The following is a 19,628-nucleotide window of genomic DNA, read 5'->3' on the forward strand; positions in this document are numbered from 1 at the left end:
CTCTACCTGCCCGCCCCCACGCGCTAACTGAACTCATCCACCAAGGACCGTCCGGTGATCTTCCGGACGGTTTATCTTGACGTATCAGAATTTATAAGCTCTTTACCGTACTGAAGCGTTTAATGGTGCCCTCTTCGTTTACAGATCAGATATTTTTAGATTTCGGAGTGGAACCGGAGGTTCCCCTCTCGTAAGCTGAATAAATATGAATGTACAACATTCGTTGCGGACCTGAGATACGTTATATGGAGAGATGAGCAGGTATATGATGACCTAACGGACACAGATGCCGCTATTTGTCCTGGAAAGTGAAAAAAATAGCTAGTTGTAAAGGAATAACGGATCCTGTGTCCGCAACTACCCTTGAGAGGGGCAGAAACGGACGAATAACGGCTTCTGTGTCCGTAAGGACTCTTGAGAGCAGCTTCAAGGATAGCTAAGGGCACGAAGTTGGCAGGAAGCGGACGCGAAGTGTACGGAAGACGTAACGCCTTGAAGTAAAGAAGTGCAAGAGAGGGCAGGCAGAGGGAGTGGAGAAGCGAAGCGTCCGCCTTTGAAAGATTGTGCTACCCTTAACCCATTCTAATCCAAAGCACAAGATTTCAACAGCGGTCGTAACCCCTCTGCCTGCCCTCCAACGCGCCAAACGAAACACATCCACCAAGGACCGTCCGGTGATCTTCCGGACGGTTTATCTTGACGATTCAGAAAGTATAACTTCGCTGATTGTTCATCGTCTCAGTAAACGCATGGCGTCAAAGGACGCCGGTAGGCGTTTATCTTTGAGTGCAAGTCGGCGGCAAACCTCCGGTTCGAGGAACACGACTCTCATACGAAGCATGGGGTGGAACCGAGAGGTTCCACTCTTTTCTTTTTGAATGAGTCTACACAATTTAGAAATGGTGGCATATTTTCATCCCGCCATCCTGCTTATAATCAATATTAGAAAACGATGTAAGCGCTTCAGTTGTGTGGACGTGCGGCTTGAAGGCAGAAGGGAGCAACAAATGCACATAGACAAGTCAACCGTTCTCGTTAGACCAAGCGGTCCGAAGTGGACTGCCTACAGAGGATTGTTCAGAACGTTGTACCGGTATAGATGGCTGTATATGCTAGCCCTGCCGGGAATGCTCTATTACGCGATCTTTCACTACGGCCCGATGGTCGGATTAGTGATCGCATTCAAGGAATACAACCTGATGAAAGGGATGTGGGGGAGCCCATGGGTTGGGTTCGACAATTTCCGAACGATCCTGACTACACCCGATTTCCCCATGCTGATGAAGAATACGATTGTCCTTAGCCTCTATCGCATCGTGTTCAATATGTTTCCAGACATTATTCTGGCTCTGATGTTGAACGAGATTCGCGTGAAATGGTTCAAGCGGGTCGTGCAGACGATTACGTATGGTCCTCACTTTCTATCCTGGATCATCATATACGGGCTGGTGTTCTCGTTCTTCGCTCCTGGAGCGGGTTTCGTGACAACATTTTTCCGCGATATGGGTTGGGGAACGATCGACGTTCTGACCAACGAGAACACGTTCCGACCCATGCTGCTCCTGACGGATATATGGAAGAATACCGGATTCGGGGCGATCATTTATCTAGCCGCGCTGTCCGCGATCAATCCGGAGCTGTACGAAGCGGCGGTAGTCGACGGCGCCAACCGTTGGCGGCAATTGTGGCACATTACGCTGCCTGGTATTAGTGAAGTGTTCGTCCTGCTGATGATTTTCCGTATCGGGGCCATTCTAGACGCGGGTTTCGATCAAGTGTACATCTTCCTGAATGCACGTGTGTACGAGGTGGGAGACATCCTGGACACCTGGATTTTCCGAAGGGGTATTGAACAACTGGATTTCAGCGTACCTGCAGCTATGGGTGTGTTCAAGTCGGTTGTCGGACTTGTGCTTGTACTGGGCGCTAATAAGTTGGCCAAAAAAATCGGGAACTCCGGTATATGGTAAGGGAGGGTAACAGCTATGTCTTTCGTACTTCAGAAAAGGGCGTCTGATCATGTGGTCGACGGCTTCCTATATGTCATACTCACCTTATTCTGTCTGGCTACACTATTCCCGTTGTACTTCGTCTTCATAATGTCGGTCACCCCTTATTCGGAGGTGCTGCGCAACGGTGGATTCGTTCTGATCCCAAGCAGCTTCACGCTGGATGCATTCCGCACGATCTTCAGCAGTCCGACGGTTCCCCGTGCGCTTCAGATTACGATCTACATCACGGTGGTCGGGACGTTGATGAACCTGGCGGTCACGACGGCGCTCGCGTATTCGCTCTCCAAGAAATACTTGCCAGGGCGAAGCGCCATGCTGCTCGCGATTATATTCACCATGCTGTTCTCAGGCGGAATCATTCCGGGCTACATGATCGTGAAGGGGCTCGGGTTGATTAATACGTTATGGGCGCTCATGATTCCGGGTCTCGTATCTACCTTCAATATGTTGATTATGAAAACTTATTTCGAAGGGTTGCCGGCCGAGCTGGAAGACGCCGCCAAGGTAGATGGCTGTGGGGATTTGTCCACACTGGTGCGCATCGTACTGCCACTCTCGCTGCCGATCGTGGCTACGCTCGCCTTATTTTTCGCAGTCGGGCATTGGAATACTTATTTCTCCGGCATCATGTTTTTGCACGAACGTACGCTGTACCCGCTTCAGGTGGTGCTGCGCAATATGATCGTCACTCCTAGTGTTAGCCAGGAGCTGGCGGTTCCCCAGTCACAGATGGAGTCACTGCCTCCCGAGACGGTCAAGATGGCGGTTGTCGTCGTAGCTACGGTGCCCGTACTGATTCTGTACCCGTTCCTGCAAAAGTATTTCATGAAGGGGGTGTTGCTCGGCTCGATCAAAGGCTGATGCATGTCGATGTGTGGGGATTGTATAATGAGAAAACAGGAGGTCATCAAAGTGAAAAAGATAAGCTTAGGGTCAATGATGGCGGTTGCGCTTACGATGGCGATTACAGTATCAGCGTGTGGCAGTAAGACGGAACCTAGCAATAATTCGGCGACATCCTCGCCAACGGCGGGACCAACGGAAGCGGCCAAGAAACAGAAAGTATCGCTTACCTGGTTCGTTCAAGGTCCGAATAACTCACAGCTGCCTTCGGCTGACAAAGATTTCGTCAAGCAGGCGATCGAATCGAAGTTTAACGTGGATTTGAAGCTTATCTACATGGCGCTGGGTCCAGACTACTCGAGTAAGCTGAATACCATGATCGCTTCCGGGGACATTCCCGACGTATTCTATGCGGACGGACTGGAGTCGGTGAAATATGTGAAGGACGGCGTTGCACGGGACTTGACCGGGCTTGTAACGCCGGCTACGATGCCGAACTATTTCAAATATTGGATTAAAGAGGACGAAGTCAAACGTTATCAGGCGCTTGGTGTATTCAAGCGTGCGCCGATCCCATTCCCGAAGACGCTTGCTCGCTCCTACTACGTGCGGAAAGACTGGCTGGACAAGTTGAATATGAAGATGCCGGAGACGTATGATGACATGATTGCCGTCATGAAGGCGTTTACGGAGAAAGACCCGGATGGGAACGGAAAGAACGACACGTATGGTTTCTCCGTATCCGGCAATGGGACTTCCTTATCTCAGGACTTTCCTGAAATTATTAATAAAGGCTTGGTCGGTGACTTCATGCTGGACGGCAATCAGTTCGTCGATGTCCGCACCGATCTGCGGATGCAGAAAGTGCTGGACGATATCCGCAAAGTCATGGATATGAAGATTATCGATCCGGATTGGCTGTTGAACAAGAGTGGTCAGCATCTGGAGAAGGCACAGCAGGGTAAGATCGGGATCGTGCTTGGCGGCGGCATCGACTTTGCTTATGACAACAATCCGAATGGCATTCAGGCCAAGACCAAAGCCGTGACCGGTAACGCTAATGTCGATTGGCAGCCGTTCCATTTCGCAGCCAAGACCGGTGTTTGGTACGAGCCACTTCCATTGAATCCGTTCTTGCTCAGCTCCAAATCTTCGGAAGAGAAGGCCAAACGCTCTGTTGAGATTCTCGATTGGCTAGCTAGCGAAGAAGGCTTCCTACTGACCAAGTATGGGAAGGAAGGCGTTCACTACAAGCGCAGCGGGAGTAAGATCGAGCCGATCACGGATGCATATAAGAGAGACATAACCGATAATGGGAACTTCCTAAGCATTTATGGTTGGTTCGTGAATAGCGAGGCGAAGCAATTGGGATTGGACATTATCGACCCGAGTATGACCGAACGGGACAAAGCGATTGCCGCGAAAGTGATGTCTTATAAATTGATTCCGTCATTCGGCACAAGTCTTGTTGTCAAAGAAGGGATGGATCTCGCCTCGATGCGGAAGACGATGAACGAAGGCCATATCGATATCCTATTCAAGCAAAAGGATGCTTCCAAATGGCCGCAATTGCGCCAAGAGCTGATGGAGAAATTCGGCGGGAAAGCGATCTTCGATTATTACGCCGAGCAAGTATCGAGCGCCTTCGGCAAAACGATCACATTCCGGAATAATTAACCGAACCTTAGGCTGTCCGCAATCGCGGACAGCCTTTCCGTCAGATGCTATAATGATGTCGTAATGGAGTCGGAACGTTATGGAGGGAGAGGGTAGGCCAGCATGTGGAAGATCAAGAAGCCAGGCTTTGTCGGCATTAGTACGAAGCTGTTCATCCTTACCTTTGTTTCGGTTATCGGTGTCGTTACGGTCATCAGCTTTTTCGGTTACCAACGGGTATTCGCACCCATTCGTGAAAACAATGAGAAAGCGCTCCAATCGTCTGTTGTCGAAGTCGAGAACTACCTCAAGACGTTCATGAACAACATCCAATCCCAACTCTTGCTCTTGTCGAATCCGGTCATCTATGAGAAGAATGATTATAATGCGTTGATGGAGAACATGCTTAGCCTGCATCAGGAAGAGATCGAAGGATTTTACCTTGTGCAGGATGGGGAAGTGATCAGCAGTGTTCCGTTTGCCTATCAATTTTTCGTGTTGCCGGAACAGGTCACTACATTATTCTCGCAGACCGAGAAAACCGGGTTCTGGTGGAGTCCTCCGTACCATGTGTCAGAGAGAAAATCGATTTCGGTAGCGAAGCGGATCAATAACCATCGGATGATCGTGGTCGATTTGAATCTACGTGCATTAGCAGGACCTTTGGTCGTACAAAATCGGGATCAAAACATCTTTTTATTTACCAATAAAAGTGAATTTATTACGTCCAATATGATTACAAATACGTATGAACGCATTCAAGAGCAGGAGCAGATGGTGAGCGAGCTGCAGAAGCTTGTCCCGACAGGAGGTTCCACCTACGATCAGATTCATACGTCGAAAGCAACGTACAAAGTATTAAGAAGCGAACAAAATCGCTGGAATTGGGTCGTCCTCTCGGTCGTGAAGGAAGCGGAAGCTTATCCGCTTATTGCTTTGCTGAAGCGACAGCTGTGGTTCGTGTTGGCGATGGCCGTATTCCTATCCGCGATTGTATCCGTATGGATTGCCAACTACATTCAGAAACCGGTAAGCGTTATCATCAAGCAGATGAAGGCAGGAGCCAGAGGGGATCTGCATGCCCGAGTATCGATTAAGCGAAATGATGAATTCTCCTTTATTACCGAGGGTTTCAATCGAATGATGGATAACATCGAGCTGTTGTTCGAAGACTTGAAGCTTGCGGAAGAGAAGAAACGTCACCATGAGCTGAAGGTGCTGCAATCGCAGATCCATCCGCATTTTCTGAACAATACGCTTAGCGCCATCTATTGTCTGGACGAGGCAGGCCGGTCGGCCGAGATGGTGACGATGATTCATTCCTTAATGGGCATGCTGCAGTATTCGATTGATAAAGTAGGCGACATCGTCACGCTCAAGGATGAACTGCTGCACCTGGAACATTATGTACGGCTGATGAAGCTGCGTTACGGAGAGACGTTCGAGGTCGATATTGTCGTACCGGAGTGGCTGCTGGCTGTGCCGATTCCCAAGTTAACGATCATTACTTTGGTGGAGAACAGCATATTTTACGGCCTGCGTAAGCGGGAAGTGAACCATATTATCGTGACGGGATCGTCCGAGTCGAATGCGGTAGCGGTGATCGATGTCGCCGATACAGGACCTGGTCTAGAGCCGGAGAACTTGGAGCGTATTCTGGCAGGAGCACCGTCGACGTCATCGGTCAAAGGATTAAACGGGTTGGGGCTGCGCAACATCCAGGAACGCATTCAGCTTATCTTCGGCCCTCAATTCGGACTTCGGTTCCAGAACGAACCCGAGGGCGGACTACTCGTATCCATCCGACTGCCTGGTCCTACTGCGGATACCGAGCCAACTTTACTAAATACGAATAAGGAGGTGCGCTCCCATGCTTAAACTGTTGATCGTGGATGACGAGCTCTGGGTTCGCGAACGGTTCTCCGAGCGAATCGATTGGGAATCGATCGGCATCCGTCTAATCGGTGCCGCGTCTGACGCAGAAGAGGCCATCCAATGGATGGAGAGGGATAGGCCGCATCTACTGCTGACTGACATTACGATGCCGGGGATGAACGGACTGGAGCTGGCCGCGCACGTTCGGGAGAGATGGCCGAAGGTCAAGGTGATTATTCTCACCGCTTACGGTGAGTTCGCATTCGCCCAGCGTGCGATCTCGATCGGAGTAACGGATTACTTGATGAAGTTGGCACAATCGCCTGAGCAAATTCTGGAATCGGTTAGACTGGCGGCGCGCGACCTGAATAAGGAAATCGATGTCGACTGGCATCATGATTGGAGTGAACGTAAGAAGTGGGCCGATCGCGTTCTGGGAGAATCTGTACAGACCGATCAGCTTGCGTATCCTGCGGCTGTTGCCGAGCTGTTCGATCCATCATCATCCCGCTCATGCGCCATCCTCGCCTATGGGTGGGATGTGTATCGATTGTTCGGCACTCATGCTACTGAGGAACGAATGGTCCAATTGCAAGATGAGGCCGGTATGGCTATGGAAAGACAGCTTGGAGAGGGAATGCGGCAGCGCGCTATTCCTGGTGCGGAGACGAGCAAAGTCGTAGTCGTTCCCTATAGGGGGAATCGGTTGTTCGTCGTTGTCAGCATGACGACTCATGCTGCAGTTCAATCCGAGCTGCTATCGCTTGCCAAGGCGGGTCTGGACTTGATTCGGCCGATTGTGGGTCCTCATTGTTTTACCCACTTCGGCAGCAGCTTGACCGATTCCCAGCAAGGAGTGGAACAGCTGCGGGTTCTGCGTGACGGACTATCGGGTTATTTCTATAAAGACACCCCCTATATGATGGAGCCTTACCGTATTGCATTCCAGAGGGTTGATCCTATCATCAGCCGCAAGTGGCTGGCAGAAGCGGTCAAATCGCTGGAGCAAGGGACGACCGATCCGCTTCGCAAGGCGATCGAGGGTATGACGAATGCTGCCGAACCGCCGTATTTCCCACCGGATCTTCTCCGTCTTTCGCAGAAGCTGCTCGATGCCGCCTCGATCGTACTGCCTCCGTCGGTTGCGGCTACACTCCATACGGTCCCTTACATCGAGCGGATGGAGGATTTCATAAGCTGGTGGGAGATGACGTTCCAGCAGTTGGAGCATGCGATCGGAGACCAGACGGTGTTCCGCATGAGGAAAGAAGTGCAGATCATGTGCCGGATCATTCGCGAGCGGTATGCCGAGGATTTGCAGGTAGCCGATCTGGCCCACCACGTACAGCTTCACCCTTCCTATGCCGGTCAGCTGTTCAAGCAAGAGACCGGGGAACACGTCTCCGATTATTTGAACCGGGTCCGGATCAAGAAGGCAGAGGAGCTGCTGGACCATACGACGATGAAGATTTATGAGGTTTCGCAAGCTGTTGGTATTTCGGACTACCGTTACTTTTGTCGATTGTTCAAGAGCTTCACAGGTACGACCTCAACGCAGTATAAAAAAGCTGGCTCGGGAGGCGACCCAAGCGGTCGGTAAGCGAACGTTAACGAGCCGTCGGATTATGGAAACAACCCTGTGCGGTCGGTTTCCCCGTTTTTTGCAGCTTCTTTTCGGGCAGCGGCGCTAAGCCTGGGAAGCGGAACAAAAGCGATCGAATGGCCCTTCTGTACGGCGGTGGGGGCGACTCCGGTAAATTTTTTGAAAATGCGATGGAAATAAGATTGCTCGCAGTATCCGAGATGATCGGAAATTTCCGCAATCGTCATGCCGCCCACTTTCAACAATTGGCAGGCCACGGATACTTTGACCTGATGAATGAAATCGATGGGCGTTTGTCCCAGCATTTCCTTGAATATTCTCGTAACGTGATTCGGGGATCGGTCGATGTGACGCGCCAAGTCGGACAGCTGAATCGGCTTGCAATGATTGTGCACGATATAGTTTTGCAGCCTGTTGATCAAGTCCTTTTTGACGGCGGAGCTATGTTTGTGCCGCGCATCGTGAATCAATCTCCCGACCAACTCGAGTAAGATCCCTTGGCAGATCAGATGCCCCCCGAGCGCTTGATCGAACCATTGCATCAGAAGCATGGAGAAACGCTGCCTGAAGTAGTTGGCGTTGTGCATGCTCCATTTGAATACGCCGTGTTCGCGCAATACGTCCAAGGCCGCTTCCGCCTCACTTGAAGCAGTGAAGTGCGCGGAATATTTCTGATGCGGGCCTTTGGCATCGTTATGGCAGGAGCGTATCGTGCCAGAAGGGATAAACAGAACGTCCCCTTCGTGAAGCTCGAGCACTTCTTCTTTTACTTGGTATATAACTTTTCCACCTGTAACGAAGATCAGAATATGGTGATAAACGGGCTCGGCACGGATTTGCCATTTCTCGATGCGGTCGTCGTACAAGACGGATTTCAAAGTAAACATGAGTAATCTACCTCCTCTCCAAAGTTGGAAAAGCGATTTTATCCTTAACGGGGTACGATGCTTATTCCATTCTACGTGTGAGTCCAATGTCCTTTTTCATCGGATGGAATTAATAAAAGGGTTGAATCGTTCAAAAAGAATCGCTAACGTTCATGGATATTGAATTCGCCATCGTGATAAATTGGAGGTAAGTTTAGAGCAGAGAGGGGTTCGAATGTTGAGTGAAAAAATAAAGATCATTGATTGCGACGTACACAATTCGCTAAGAAGCGCAAGAGACTTGCTGCCCCAGAAACCATAACGCAGAGTGCCGAGTGAAGTAGAGGCGAACATGCGGCATGATTTGAAAACGTTTACATTTGAAAATGCTACGGCGATTATACGATTTTAGGAAGGTAGCAAACGATTCTAAAGGGGGATGAACGTGGCGATCGTATCGAAAAAAATGAGAATGGTTCCATTAATGTTCATGCTGTTACTTGTTGCTTGCGGCAAATCTGACAGCGGTTCCGCAGGTAATATACCTAGTGCGCAGACACCGCCGGCGGAAATTGTTTTCTACGGGGGTTCGACTCAGCCGAAAGATTTCTTCGATAAACAGTACGGAGAATTGCTTTATAAAAAATTTCCTCAGCACACGTTCAAGTATATTCAGATGCCCAGCACGAACCTTCAGGAAGGTACGGCCAAGCTGCTGACGGAAGGCCAGCGGATCGATATTTTCTACAACAATATCGGGATTTTCGAGAATACGTTGTTTTCGTTCGGGATGCAGTACGATATGACCGATCTGATGAAGAAGCATCAGGTCGATCTGGGCCGGCTGGAGCAAGAATCGATCAAAGCGATGAAGCAGTTTTCCGGAGGAAAAACGTACGGCGTTCCGGTCACCGATATGAAATTTGTATTATTTTACAACAAAGATATATTTGATAAATTTGGTGTCGCTTATCCGAGAGACGGCATGACGTGGGATGAGGTGTTAGAGCTTAGCAAGAAGCTGACGCGATTTGAGAACGGCACTCAGTATGTCGGTTTGAGTACGTCCCCCAGTCAATTCATTGCCCAGAACCAGTTGTCCATCCCGATAGTCAACAACCAGACGGAGCAGCCGACAATTAATACGAACCCCGGTTGGCGAAGGCTGTTCGATACGTTGTTCGTGCAGCCGATGCAGGATAACGGTGTTCGCAGTAAGATTGGAACATTGAAAACGATACCGGCCAACGATGCGTTCGTGACGAAGCAAGATTTGGCGATGTATGCGTACAACATTGCCATCTACATCAGCCCAAGTTTAATTCCGGCCATGAAGCAATTCAATTGGGATATGGTTACGGTGCCCGTCTTCCCCGATGCGCCGGGAGTCGGTTCGCAGACGACCCCGTTCTACTTCGGCTTGACTAATATGACGAAAGAGAAAGACGCCGCCATGGAAGTATTGAAGTTCATGATTTCGGACGAGTACCAGACTTGGGTTTCCCGGCGCGGCTTGATTCCGACCTTGATGACGGAGGAAACGAAGAGAGAGTATGGGAAGGAAACGGCTTTTCCGGATAAAAATTATGCCGCCCTCTTCAAATACAAGAATGCGCCGATCCCGCCTTATGCGGACTATACGTTCTCGGTAAACAGTGTATATGCGGCTTCAGCATTGCCTGTGGCGAACGGTACGAAAGATATGAACACGGCGTTCCGCGAAGCGGAGGAGCTCGCGCTCAAACGGATCGAAGAAGCAAAGAGGAACAGAACGGCAAAATAGACGAAATGCGACAGGTCAAATCGTGGGATTCGCCCCATGCGGAGCGTGCCCCGCCCGGACTGCAGGATTATATTCGATCGGTATTTAAGCGATTTCATTACGTAGTAGGAGGAATGTACGATGGACGATAACCATGTAAAGATGACCGGGCGAAGCGAGGAAGAGACACAAACTGGACGGAACGGCGCGATCAGCAGAAGAGCAGTGCTGGCTTCGCTTGGTATGGCAGGGGCTGCGGTCATCGGATCGACGCTCGGCTCCGCTCATACCAGCGCCACTTCCGTATTGGAATCGGTATACGGAGATAAGGCTAAGAATCCGGATAAGCCGCCGAAAGATCCGAAGTTGAAGGACTACGGTAATACTGCGGTTCTGAAAAGCGTGGTTGATCTTCTCACCGCACCGATGACAGTTGACACCTTGTACATCTTGCAGGGATACCACGCGAATACGGATTATGGCGGCGGCCTGTTCTATTGGAACCCGGGCAAGCCAAAGAGCGAACATAACGGCGGGACCGTAATAAGCCCGACTGTTCCGTGGGACGGATCTCGTGCAGGTCATCCCAACTTTCTTCTTGACGTCGGCGAGTCTCAGCCAGGCGGGCTTGGATGCTTCTGTCGTCCTGAACTCGAWTGCTATCCGGTGCAAATGTTCGGAGCGATAGCCGATTGGGATGGGACAACCGGGTTCGATAACCGGATGGTAATAGAAACAACCGTCAAGTCTGTTTATAAGACTGTTATCCCGAAGGGGGATTATGGCGTCGCTGCCGAGGGATCCATTTTCATCCAAGGTTACACCAGCAAACGAATCGAGGGTGAAGGAACGCTTCATAAGATGGGCCGCAAAGGAATTTTTTCGTTTAACACTTGCACGGACATTACGATCAGCGGGATCGGTATGGATGGACAGATCGTCCGCGACGAGGCTGAAGGCGGCAACATATGGGACAAAACGCGTCCTGCCGTCAATTATGCGTTTGCAGTATCCTTCGCCAGTTGCCACCATTGCGAGGTAAGTGGTACCCGCATCTATGATTTTGCTTGGGATGGGCTGGTCGCACAGGGGAAAGTCGCGGCGGGCGGCATGACGGCCACGCTCTCGACCGAGATTGTTTTCCGCAACAATAACATCAGCTCGATTCGCGGGAGCCAAATTTGGATCAAGGCCGTTCACGGGGCGGATATTAGCCGGAACAAGCTGTATAACCCGACCGATTTCGCTCAGAAAGCCAATGCAGTATTTGTCGTGGAGTGGTGCGAGGAAGTCACCGTCGCGCACAACCGAATGAACTTCATCGGGGACAACGCGGTCGGTATAGGCCAAATGCTGAACAAAAATGAGTTCGCCCGCAACAAGCGCATTATCGTCGATCATAACCTGATCAAGACAACCCGTTACCACTCCATCTTGATCGCTCAGGGCGAAGATATCGACGTTACGCATAACATCATTCACGAGGCCGGATGCAAGACCATTATGCCAGGCAACAACTCGGTCGTTCTCACCGCGGCCATTACAATTTTGGCCGGAGGTGTAGAGCCCAGCAATGCGAGAGTTTTGGTCCAAGGCAACACGATCCGGCATCCGTATGAGTATGGAATTTTTGCATTTGATCGATCCGGTACTTCTTTCGCCAAATCATCCGAAGACATCTCTATAGAAGGCAATACGATAACCGGGGCCGGAAAGCTGCCAACGGCAACCCGGGTGGCAAGCGGCGGTATAATGACCCAATACCAGAAGCCGGTCAAAATCGGTGGCAACGTCATCGACAACATCACGGGCGACGGAATCCGCGTCTTCGGCGATGCGGTTATAGCCGGAAATGTGCTATCTCAGTTGATCGGATTCGGCATTAACGTGCTGGCCGACACGATGTGGGGCAATAAGGTTCTCAGTTCGGCACTAACCGGCAACACGGTCAGAGATGCGACACGAACAGGGATCAGCGTAGCAGGACGCGATCAGATAACGCTAACCGGCAATACGACTATCCGATGCGGCAGAGACGTCAATCCGGGAACGGAGAACATAACGACAGCAACCCAATACGCCGGTATTTCTACATACAACATCAGGCTCGTACAAACCGGCGGCAACCATATGCGCGAATGCGGCTCTAGCGGCTTCGTGTCCCGACTGTGCGATTATGTGCATGACACCGGCTCTACAATGTCGGAGAACGGCCAAGTGTTTACCGTAAACAACTTGAAGAGCGGAGCATATCTGGAAGGCAGCGCAACGCGACTGGTCAAGGCGGCATTCCTKCTGCCGCAAGGCGATGGCGGTACGACGCAGTATTACCCGATCCGCATCTTGTACGCCGACCCATCGGCAGTCGCAGTTGACGGCCGGTTCAYCAACCATACTGCCGCCAGTCTCGGAGTCAACGCAAAATCTTTGATCAACATTCCATAATCAAGCAGAAGAGGTATGTTTGCGCCAAAGGCCGTGGAAACTCCCGTTGTTCCCCCGGAAATAGGGAGGAATAAGAATGATGCCCTTTCTGCAAGCCGTTCGACCGGCGAAGAAGGGGCTTTTGTCAGTGAGGCAGTAATTATGCGGCTGCTAATGGCAGCCTCACTGCATCACTAGCTCTACCTTGCTGCTACTAGCTGCACCGGCAAGCGCAGAATCGTACTCATCGTCGACGGATCGCTCTTGCGCGGATCAGAAAGGTAGATCTCATGGTGCAGGCCGCCTTGCACCCATCCGCGTTCCTTCATATATTGGTGCATCTGCCCTAAGGTTTCCGGCTCCGTCGCGTAAGGCCCGACATGCAGCATCTGGACGCTAGGGCCTTCTTTCATGGTATCAAATGTAAGCAGGGCTAATAATACACCTAGTTGCTCCTTCTTGGCTGCTGCTACCACGCGAGCTTCCTCCACATCGTTGGCTGTCACGTATGCAGGTAAGCGGATCATCAGCTTCCAACGCCACTGCTCTCGGGGCACGTCAAGCGCATCCTCATCGGAATCTACCCACCACAATCCTTCCAGCTTCGCGACCGTGAAATCTCTCCCCTGCTTCTTCCAGATTGCTTTCACCGCATAACCGACGGTATACAGAGCTTCAACGGCATTGGTAAAGTGCGCGCTGTCTGGAGACCCTTGATGGGTAATGGTGATATAACTGCCTTCTTCAGTAAAATCGATAAGCTGCGGAGTGGTTGAAGCACTGTAGTAGTTTTTGTACAGCTTGGTTAGATCGAGCTTGTCCATACATATGACCTCCTGAGAATGGGGATGCGGTTAGTATACTCGAACATCCCTGACAATTCTGGTCAGTGAAGTAGAGACGTGACGCAATGTCATCCATCAGTTTCACGCAGGGGAAATCCAGCTTAAGCCCCGGTCCCAGACAGCTCCAACTCCAGATCCGACTGGTGCAGCTTACCATTCCTCATCACGAATCGTTGATCGCTCATTCTTGTAATCGCGGGGCGATGCGTGACGAAGATGAGCGTTGTCCCTCGGAGGCGCCGCGTCAGCTGCTCAAGCAGCCGTTGCTCGGTCCGCAGATCGAGTGCGGATGTGGCTTCGTCCAGCACCAGGATCGCAGGCTTGCGAAGCAGCGCCCGTGCGATGCTGATCCGCTGCCGCTCGCCGCCGGATAGGGCAAGCCCTTGCTCACCCACCGGCGTGTGCCATCCTTCCGGCAGTTGAGCGATCCAATCTTCCAGCTCGGCCAACCGAATGGCCTGACAGATCGCCGAGAAGTCGGTTTCGTCGCTGCCGTAGACGATATTGTCCAGGATCGTGCCGCTGCGCAGCAGCACTTCCTGTGTAATGCAGAGCAGATGTCGCCGCAACCAGCGCTCATCAATCAAGGACAGAGGGATGCCGCCAATGGTAATCATCCCGGATGAAGGCGACTGCAGCCCTAGCAGGAGGTCGGTCAATGTGGACTTGCCCGATCCGCGGGCACCTACGATGGACACGACCGAACCAGCCGGGATGCGGAAGCTGACATCCCGAATGACAGGCTGCCCGCCGCTGTGATGGAAGGACAGGCCGATCGCTTCGATGTCACAGGCGTCCCCGGGCGGACACGGACCAGATCGGATCTGTGCCGGAGAGGCAACTTCGGCGATCCGGTCGATAGCGGGCGACGCTTTCTTCGCCGCGAAATACGTCTCGAAGAAGGCGATGCCGAACGGACGGAGCCAGTTGTACACCGCGGCGAAGGCGACAAGCGAGCCGATCGTCATCTGGCCTTGAACGACGAGCCGCCCGCCGGCGAAGTACAGGATGGCCAGGAAGCATGAGCCTAGAAACACGCTGATGAATTCGGCTGCGTGATTCGTGATGATGTTGCGGCGGTTGACGTGCAAATCGCGCTGGAGTGCGATGTCCAATGCCCCGATCGCTTGATCTTCGCGGCCTGTGGCTTTGATGAACGAAGCGGCGGATAACACTTCCCGCATCGTTTCGGTGACACGCGACGTCTGACGCGCTGTTTCTGCTGCGCGCCGTTTCACTTGGCTGCCTAAGCACGTCATGAGTACGGCATGTAGTGCCCAGAGTATAAGGATGAGCAGGGCTAATCCGGGGTGCAGGAAGAGCAGGACGACCGATCCAACCGTAATCGTGATGAGCAGCCAGAGCATCCACCAGATCTGGTTGTCGACGAACTGGACGACATGATCAGAGTCGTCGAGTGTTCGAGTCATCAGGTCACCGGGCTTATGCTGCTGCATCCAGCTGATCGACCGATGCTGGAAGCCGTCCAGCAGTTCGGCCTTTCCTTGGCCGGCTAAGTGGAGAACGAAGCGTAATGCGTACGTTTCGATAGCGATGACGACGCTCCCCAGGATGGGCACGACCACCGTACACAGACAGACGATAAGCAGCAGCCCCCAATTGTGCTGGGGGAGCACGCGTTCCAGAATGTACTTGGTCATGATCGGCGGAGTCATGAAGCATAAGCTGCCGAACAGGATCAGGCTGGCTGTGACGATGAGATTGCGGTGATACGGGCGAGCCCGTTTCCACCAGTACTTCCATGCTGCTGATTGGTTAGACGAGAGCGCTATCCCGCTCACCCTCCTTCAGGGATTCCATAGTTCGATACGGATTCGCTTGTTGGTGCTGCTGGCTGTTCCATAGACGGGCATAGACACCGCCCGGTCTGCGCAGCAATTGCTCATGTGTCCCTTCCTCGACCAAGGTACCTTCCGCTACAACGAGAATCCGGTCAGCGTTCATAGCCGCTTGCAGGCGATGCGTGACACTGATCCGGGTGATGCCTTCCGCACGGGCGTGGACGTCGAGCGCATCGTTCACGACCGCTTCGCTGGCTGGATCAAGTGAAGCGGTCACTTCATCGAGCAGCAGCAGGTCAGGCTGCTTCAGCATCGTGCGGATCAAGCCGATTAACTGACGTTGCCCGCCGGATAGCACAGCCCCCTTGTCACCCAGCACCGTAGCATAGCCATCCGGAAGCTTCCTGGCTATGTCTTCCGCACCGAAAGCGTGCATCCAGTACTCGATCAAGGCTGGATCAGCCTCCGGTTGCAAGTAGGTCAAGTTGTTCTGCAGACTGTCGTTGAACAAGTATCCTTCCTGGGTTACATACCCGATTCGCCTTCGTAGATAGGCGGCGTCCAGATCGGACAGATTGGCATCGCCGAGCTGGATGCTCCCGGCGGAAGGCTCGATTAGCCGCACAAGGAGCTTAAGCAGCGTGCTCTTCCCGGCGCCGGTTGGTCCTACGATGGCTACGTGTTCACCAGGAGTCACAGTGAAGGTGACGTCCTGAAGTAGAGTACCCCGATCCCCCGCTACCGCTACATGGCGGAACGTGATCGGCATGTTGCGAATATGCAGCGGTTGCCACAGTCCGATGGTTCGGCCGGGCTCTTGAGGCAGCCTGGAGTAGACGATGATGCCGCGCAGCCGGATGCGTATGTCGGCAATCGTGACGTACTGCATGAAGAACAAGCGGACAGGTGCGTTAATGGCGGGTATGAAAGCAATGACGGTCATCAGCTCGCCAATCGTGGCTTGTCCGGCCGCCACCTGCCACCCGATGAACAAGAACACAATGGCAGGAGCGAGCGAGTCCGGGATTCGTGGGAAGCCCTTGAAAGCATCGGTGAGAATGTTCTCCTGGAACGAGAGCTTGGCCCATTGTTCTTGTTCCCGGGCGAATTGCTCGAATTCCTTGCGTTCGGTTCCGAAGATGCGGATCTGTTTGTGGGATTCGAGCTTTTCCAGCAAGCTTTGCCGGATGACCGCATTGTGATGAATGAGCTTCTGACGAACGTCACCGCGTTTCTTGCCGAATACATGGACCGGGATGAACAGCACGATGTAGGCAAGGACGATCATAATAGCTACAGGCCAGTAAATACGGCCAATGACAATGATGGCGGTACAGCCGAGCAGCGTGGCCTGAATGAGGGTGGGGAGGGTGAACAACCCGAACTGCTGAATCATACGGGTGTCCTGAATACACCTCTGCAGCAGCTCCCCTCTAGAGGTCTTGGTGAAAAAATCCGACGAAGTGTGGAATACCGACTTCATGGTTTGCAGCGTCAGTCGATTGGTCAAGCGCTGCATCGCTTGCATGGAGACGTAACTGCGAATCGTGGTGAACAGCTCGATGATCAGGAAGACGCTGGCTAATACGATCGCATCACGGAGAATCGTCTCCCCATGGCCTTGCATGACCTCATCGATCATGCGACCGATGTAGAGTGGCGAGATTGCGCTGGCCGCCGTAATGGCGATGGTGAGCAAGGAGACGAGCAGCAGGACGCTCTTGCTTCCGGCGATCTGCTTGACGAAGAATACGAGCCAATCCGGCAGTTGAATGTGGTTCAGTGGACTCACTCCCCCATGAAAGAAACGCCATCATCGTATCAGCAAGTCCAAATCAGGGTCAATCGGGGAAAACAAGCGTTCCCCTATTCGACATCCCTTCCACTTGTTCGTCCCCATCAGGCTAGTGAGCATTTTCAGAAAATGCAAACTTGCATTATCTCGTTCAATCGCTCTTTTTCGCTGCAAATCCTTACCTGTCGATGACAAACAAGAAAACCCGCACAACGGCGGGCTGGGAGCGTGAAAAAATATTTTTTCTGAGTGTGTATGGAAATTTGCGCCAATTTGTGGAGGGGTTTATACCTTACCTGTCGTAAATTGAACGAGCAAACAGACCGCAATGACACATACCCAGACGATTCCTCCGAGCAGCACAGGCTTCGTTCCAGTCTTGACGAGCTGTCTGAAATCTACATGCAATCCAATCGCGAACAGCGCCATGCCAATCATATATTTCCCGGCAAAATTCGTATAAGTAACTAGCGCATCGGGGATAATGCCAACCGTATGCAACAAACTGGCGGCGAGGAAATACAATATAAACCAGGGAATAATCCGAAGCAGACTTGCCTGGCCCCCTGTGTCCCCGTTAGCTGCTGCGCCTGATCTCTTGCGCTTCAAGCTTACAATAATAGCGAGGATCATACAGATCGGAATAATGAACGTGGAGCGGGTCAGCTTCACGATGGTCGCATATTGGCCTGCTGCTTCGCTGTATGTGTATCCGGCAGCAACAACGGACGAAGTATCATTAATGGCAGAACCGGCCCATAGGCCGAAACCCATGTCGGATAAGTCCATCCAGTGGCCGAGCGGCGGGAACAGCAGGGCGGCTACGATATTGTACAAGAAGATCGTCGAGATCGACAGGGCGATCTGCATCTCCTTGGCTTCGATAATCGGAGCTACGGCGGCAATGGCCGAACCCCCGCAGATGGCAGTCCCGGCTCCGACGAGCGTCTGTAGCTTGTTGTCGATTCGGAGCAACTTGCCGACTAGGTAAGCGACTACGAAAGCCGTTCCGAGGGTGATCAGCGTGACGGAGAGAGAGGCAGTTCCGGTCTCCCAAACCTGCTTCAGATTCAAGCCGCAGCCCATGGCTACTATGGACCACTGTAGTATTTTCTTGGACGTGAACGAAATGCCGGCTTTGTACCGATCAGGTTTCTTAAGCGTATGGTTCCAGATTACACCGAGAGCCATGGAGAAGATGGGCGCACCGATAAACGGAAGCAGCATGCCTAGCCAATAACCAGGCAGGGCCATTGCCATTGTGAGCAGTAGGCCGGGTGTGAGTTGTTTCAAGCGGTTCATAACATATCTCCAAGTTAAGTAGGATGGAAGCAGTTCAAGGTTATTACTCTTATTGTAGAGGGAGACCCTGTTAAGATCAAATTAAAAAGTGTAATCGAAATAATAAGCGGAACTGATGAATGGGTACTTGCGCTAGGGGGGAGAATCAGGTATATTAAAGTTAAATCAATTCTTACTAAAAAGGTAGGAAATGTGGGGATTCGAACATGAGAGACGACATTCACAACCAACGTTGCCCGAGATGCGGCTCACAACTGAATAATTCCACCAGTGCGAAGCACGAGCTATGCGAAGCATGCAACGCGAAGTTCGCTCCGTCTGCGGCTGAATTGAAGGAGACCCTTGTGTACTGGGAAGACTCCAGCGGTCTGCGCTCGGTCCTGAAACATATCATCGTCCTCAGTGCAATTGTCGGGATCGCGCTAATTGCCTATTATATGGGAAGTTAAGTGGCTTGGGAAATAAGAGAAACCCGTCGATGGACGGGTTTTTGTGTGTGTAGAGTATCAAAAGTAGCGAGACTCGGAACCTGTAGGGAAATGGAGCGGGATAGCGTTGTTTCATCACCTTATTTGGCTAGGAAAGGCTGATTCGCAACATTAACGCTGTTTGATCATCTTATATGACGTGTTTCTCCTCGATTCCATGATTTCGGATGGAGTAGAGTGATGAATGGACCTATGTCAATAGAGTGGACTCCCTGAAAGAGCTTGGTTTTACAGGATGCTCTCATAGTACATGGCTTCAAATCGATCGGGTGACAGGTAATTTAGATAGCTATGAGTACGTTTTCGGTTGTAGAAAAATTCAATGTATCTAAAAATGCGTTCTCGAGCTTCTGCC

General features: G+C 51.8%; 13 protein-coding genes. 8 read left to right on the forward strand and 5 right to left on the reverse strand.

Going from position 1 to position 19,628, the window contains the following annotated elements; translation table 11 throughout:
- Positions 1-1,007: 1,007 nt before the first annotated feature.
- The 5 genes from AC1DWB_RS26310 (at position 1,008) to AC1DWB_RS26330 (ending at position 7,986) form a co-directional block, all read left to right on the forward strand.
- On the forward strand, positions 1,008-1,970 hold the full coding sequence (locus AC1DWB_RS26310) for an ABC transporter permease (protein WP_477544062.1): 963 nt from the start codon (positions 1,008-1,010) through the stop codon (positions 1,968-1,970).
- A 15-nt stretch (positions 1,971-1,985) separates the two neighbouring features.
- Positions 1,986-2,873, forward strand: coding sequence for a carbohydrate ABC transporter permease (locus AC1DWB_RS26315; protein WP_477544063.1), 888 nt, complete (start codon positions 1,986-1,988; stop codon positions 2,871-2,873).
- Positions 2,874-2,924: 51 nt separating this feature from the next.
- Positions 2,925-4,532 (forward strand): extracellular solute-binding protein, encoded by a 1,608-nt coding sequence (locus tag AC1DWB_RS26320; protein WP_477544064.1) that lies wholly within the window; start codon positions 2,925-2,927, stop codon positions 4,530-4,532.
- A gap of 102 nt (positions 4,533-4,634) precedes the next feature.
- A complete protein-coding gene (locus AC1DWB_RS26325) occupies positions 4,635-6,389 on the forward strand; it encodes a sensor histidine kinase (protein ID WP_477544065.1) in 1,755 nt (584 codons plus the stop codon).
- Entirely contained in the window at positions 6,382-7,986 is a 1,605-nt protein-coding gene (locus AC1DWB_RS26330; protein ID WP_477544066.1) for a response regulator transcription factor, read from the forward strand. Before AC1DWB_RS26325 ends, AC1DWB_RS26330 begins: the two co-directional genes overlap by 8 nt.
- Before the next feature lie 23 nt (positions 7,987-8,009).
- Here AC1DWB_RS26330 and AC1DWB_RS26335 read toward each other — a convergent pair whose 3' ends face one another.
- A complete protein-coding gene (locus tag AC1DWB_RS26335; protein ID WP_477544067.1) occupies positions 8,010-8,876 on the reverse strand; it encodes a helix-turn-helix domain-containing protein in 867 nt (288 codons plus the stop codon).
- A 424-nt stretch (positions 8,877-9,300) separates the two neighbouring features.
- Between AC1DWB_RS26335 and AC1DWB_RS26340 the strand changes: the two genes are divergently transcribed.
- Together AC1DWB_RS26340 and AC1DWB_RS26345 are read left to right on the forward strand one after the other, a co-directional pair.
- A complete protein-coding gene (locus AC1DWB_RS26340) occupies positions 9,301-10,638 on the forward strand; it encodes an ABC transporter substrate-binding protein (protein ID WP_477544068.1) in 1,338 nt (445 codons plus the stop codon).
- Between the two features lie 120 nt (positions 10,639-10,758).
- Positions 10,759-13,062, forward strand: coding sequence for a right-handed parallel beta-helix repeat-containing protein (locus AC1DWB_RS26345; RefSeq protein WP_477544069.1), 2,304 nt, complete (start codon positions 10,759-10,761; stop codon positions 13,060-13,062).
- A gap of 179 nt (positions 13,063-13,241) precedes the next feature.
- Here AC1DWB_RS26345 and AC1DWB_RS26350 read toward each other — a convergent pair whose 3' ends face one another.
- The 4 genes from AC1DWB_RS26350 to AC1DWB_RS26365 form a co-directional block, all read right to left on the reverse strand.
- Positions 13,242-13,865 (reverse strand): GyrI-like domain-containing protein, encoded by a 624-nt coding sequence (locus AC1DWB_RS26350; RefSeq protein ID WP_477544070.1) that lies wholly within the window; start codon positions 13,863-13,865, stop codon positions 13,242-13,244.
- A 122-nt stretch (positions 13,866-13,987) separates the two neighbouring features.
- On the reverse strand, positions 13,988-15,688 hold the full coding sequence (locus AC1DWB_RS26355; protein ID WP_477544071.1) for an ABC transporter ATP-binding protein: 1,701 nt from the start codon (positions 15,686-15,688) through the stop codon (positions 13,988-13,990).
- On the reverse strand, positions 15,663-17,480 hold the full coding sequence (locus AC1DWB_RS26360; RefSeq protein ID WP_477544072.1) for an ABC transporter ATP-binding protein: 1,818 nt from the start codon (positions 17,478-17,480) through the stop codon (positions 15,663-15,665). The genes AC1DWB_RS26355 and AC1DWB_RS26360 overlap by 26 nt, the downstream gene beginning before the upstream one ends.
- Positions 17,481-17,768: 288 nt before the next feature.
- The gene (locus AC1DWB_RS26365; protein ID WP_477544073.1) at positions 17,769-18,785 is read right to left on the reverse strand and encodes a YeiH family protein; all 1,017 of its coding nucleotides are present in this window, start codon (positions 18,783-18,785) and stop codon (positions 17,769-17,771) included.
- Between the two features lie 206 nt (positions 18,786-18,991).
- Here AC1DWB_RS26365 and AC1DWB_RS26370 point away from each other — a divergent pair, with 206 nt between their 5' ends.
- On the forward strand, positions 18,992-19,234 hold the full coding sequence (locus tag AC1DWB_RS26370; RefSeq protein ID WP_477544074.1) for a hypothetical protein: 243 nt from the start codon (positions 18,992-18,994) through the stop codon (positions 19,232-19,234).
- Positions 19,235-19,628 lie beyond the last annotated feature (394 nt).

This window comes from Paenibacillus sp. P4_E11 (assembly GCF_056401635.1).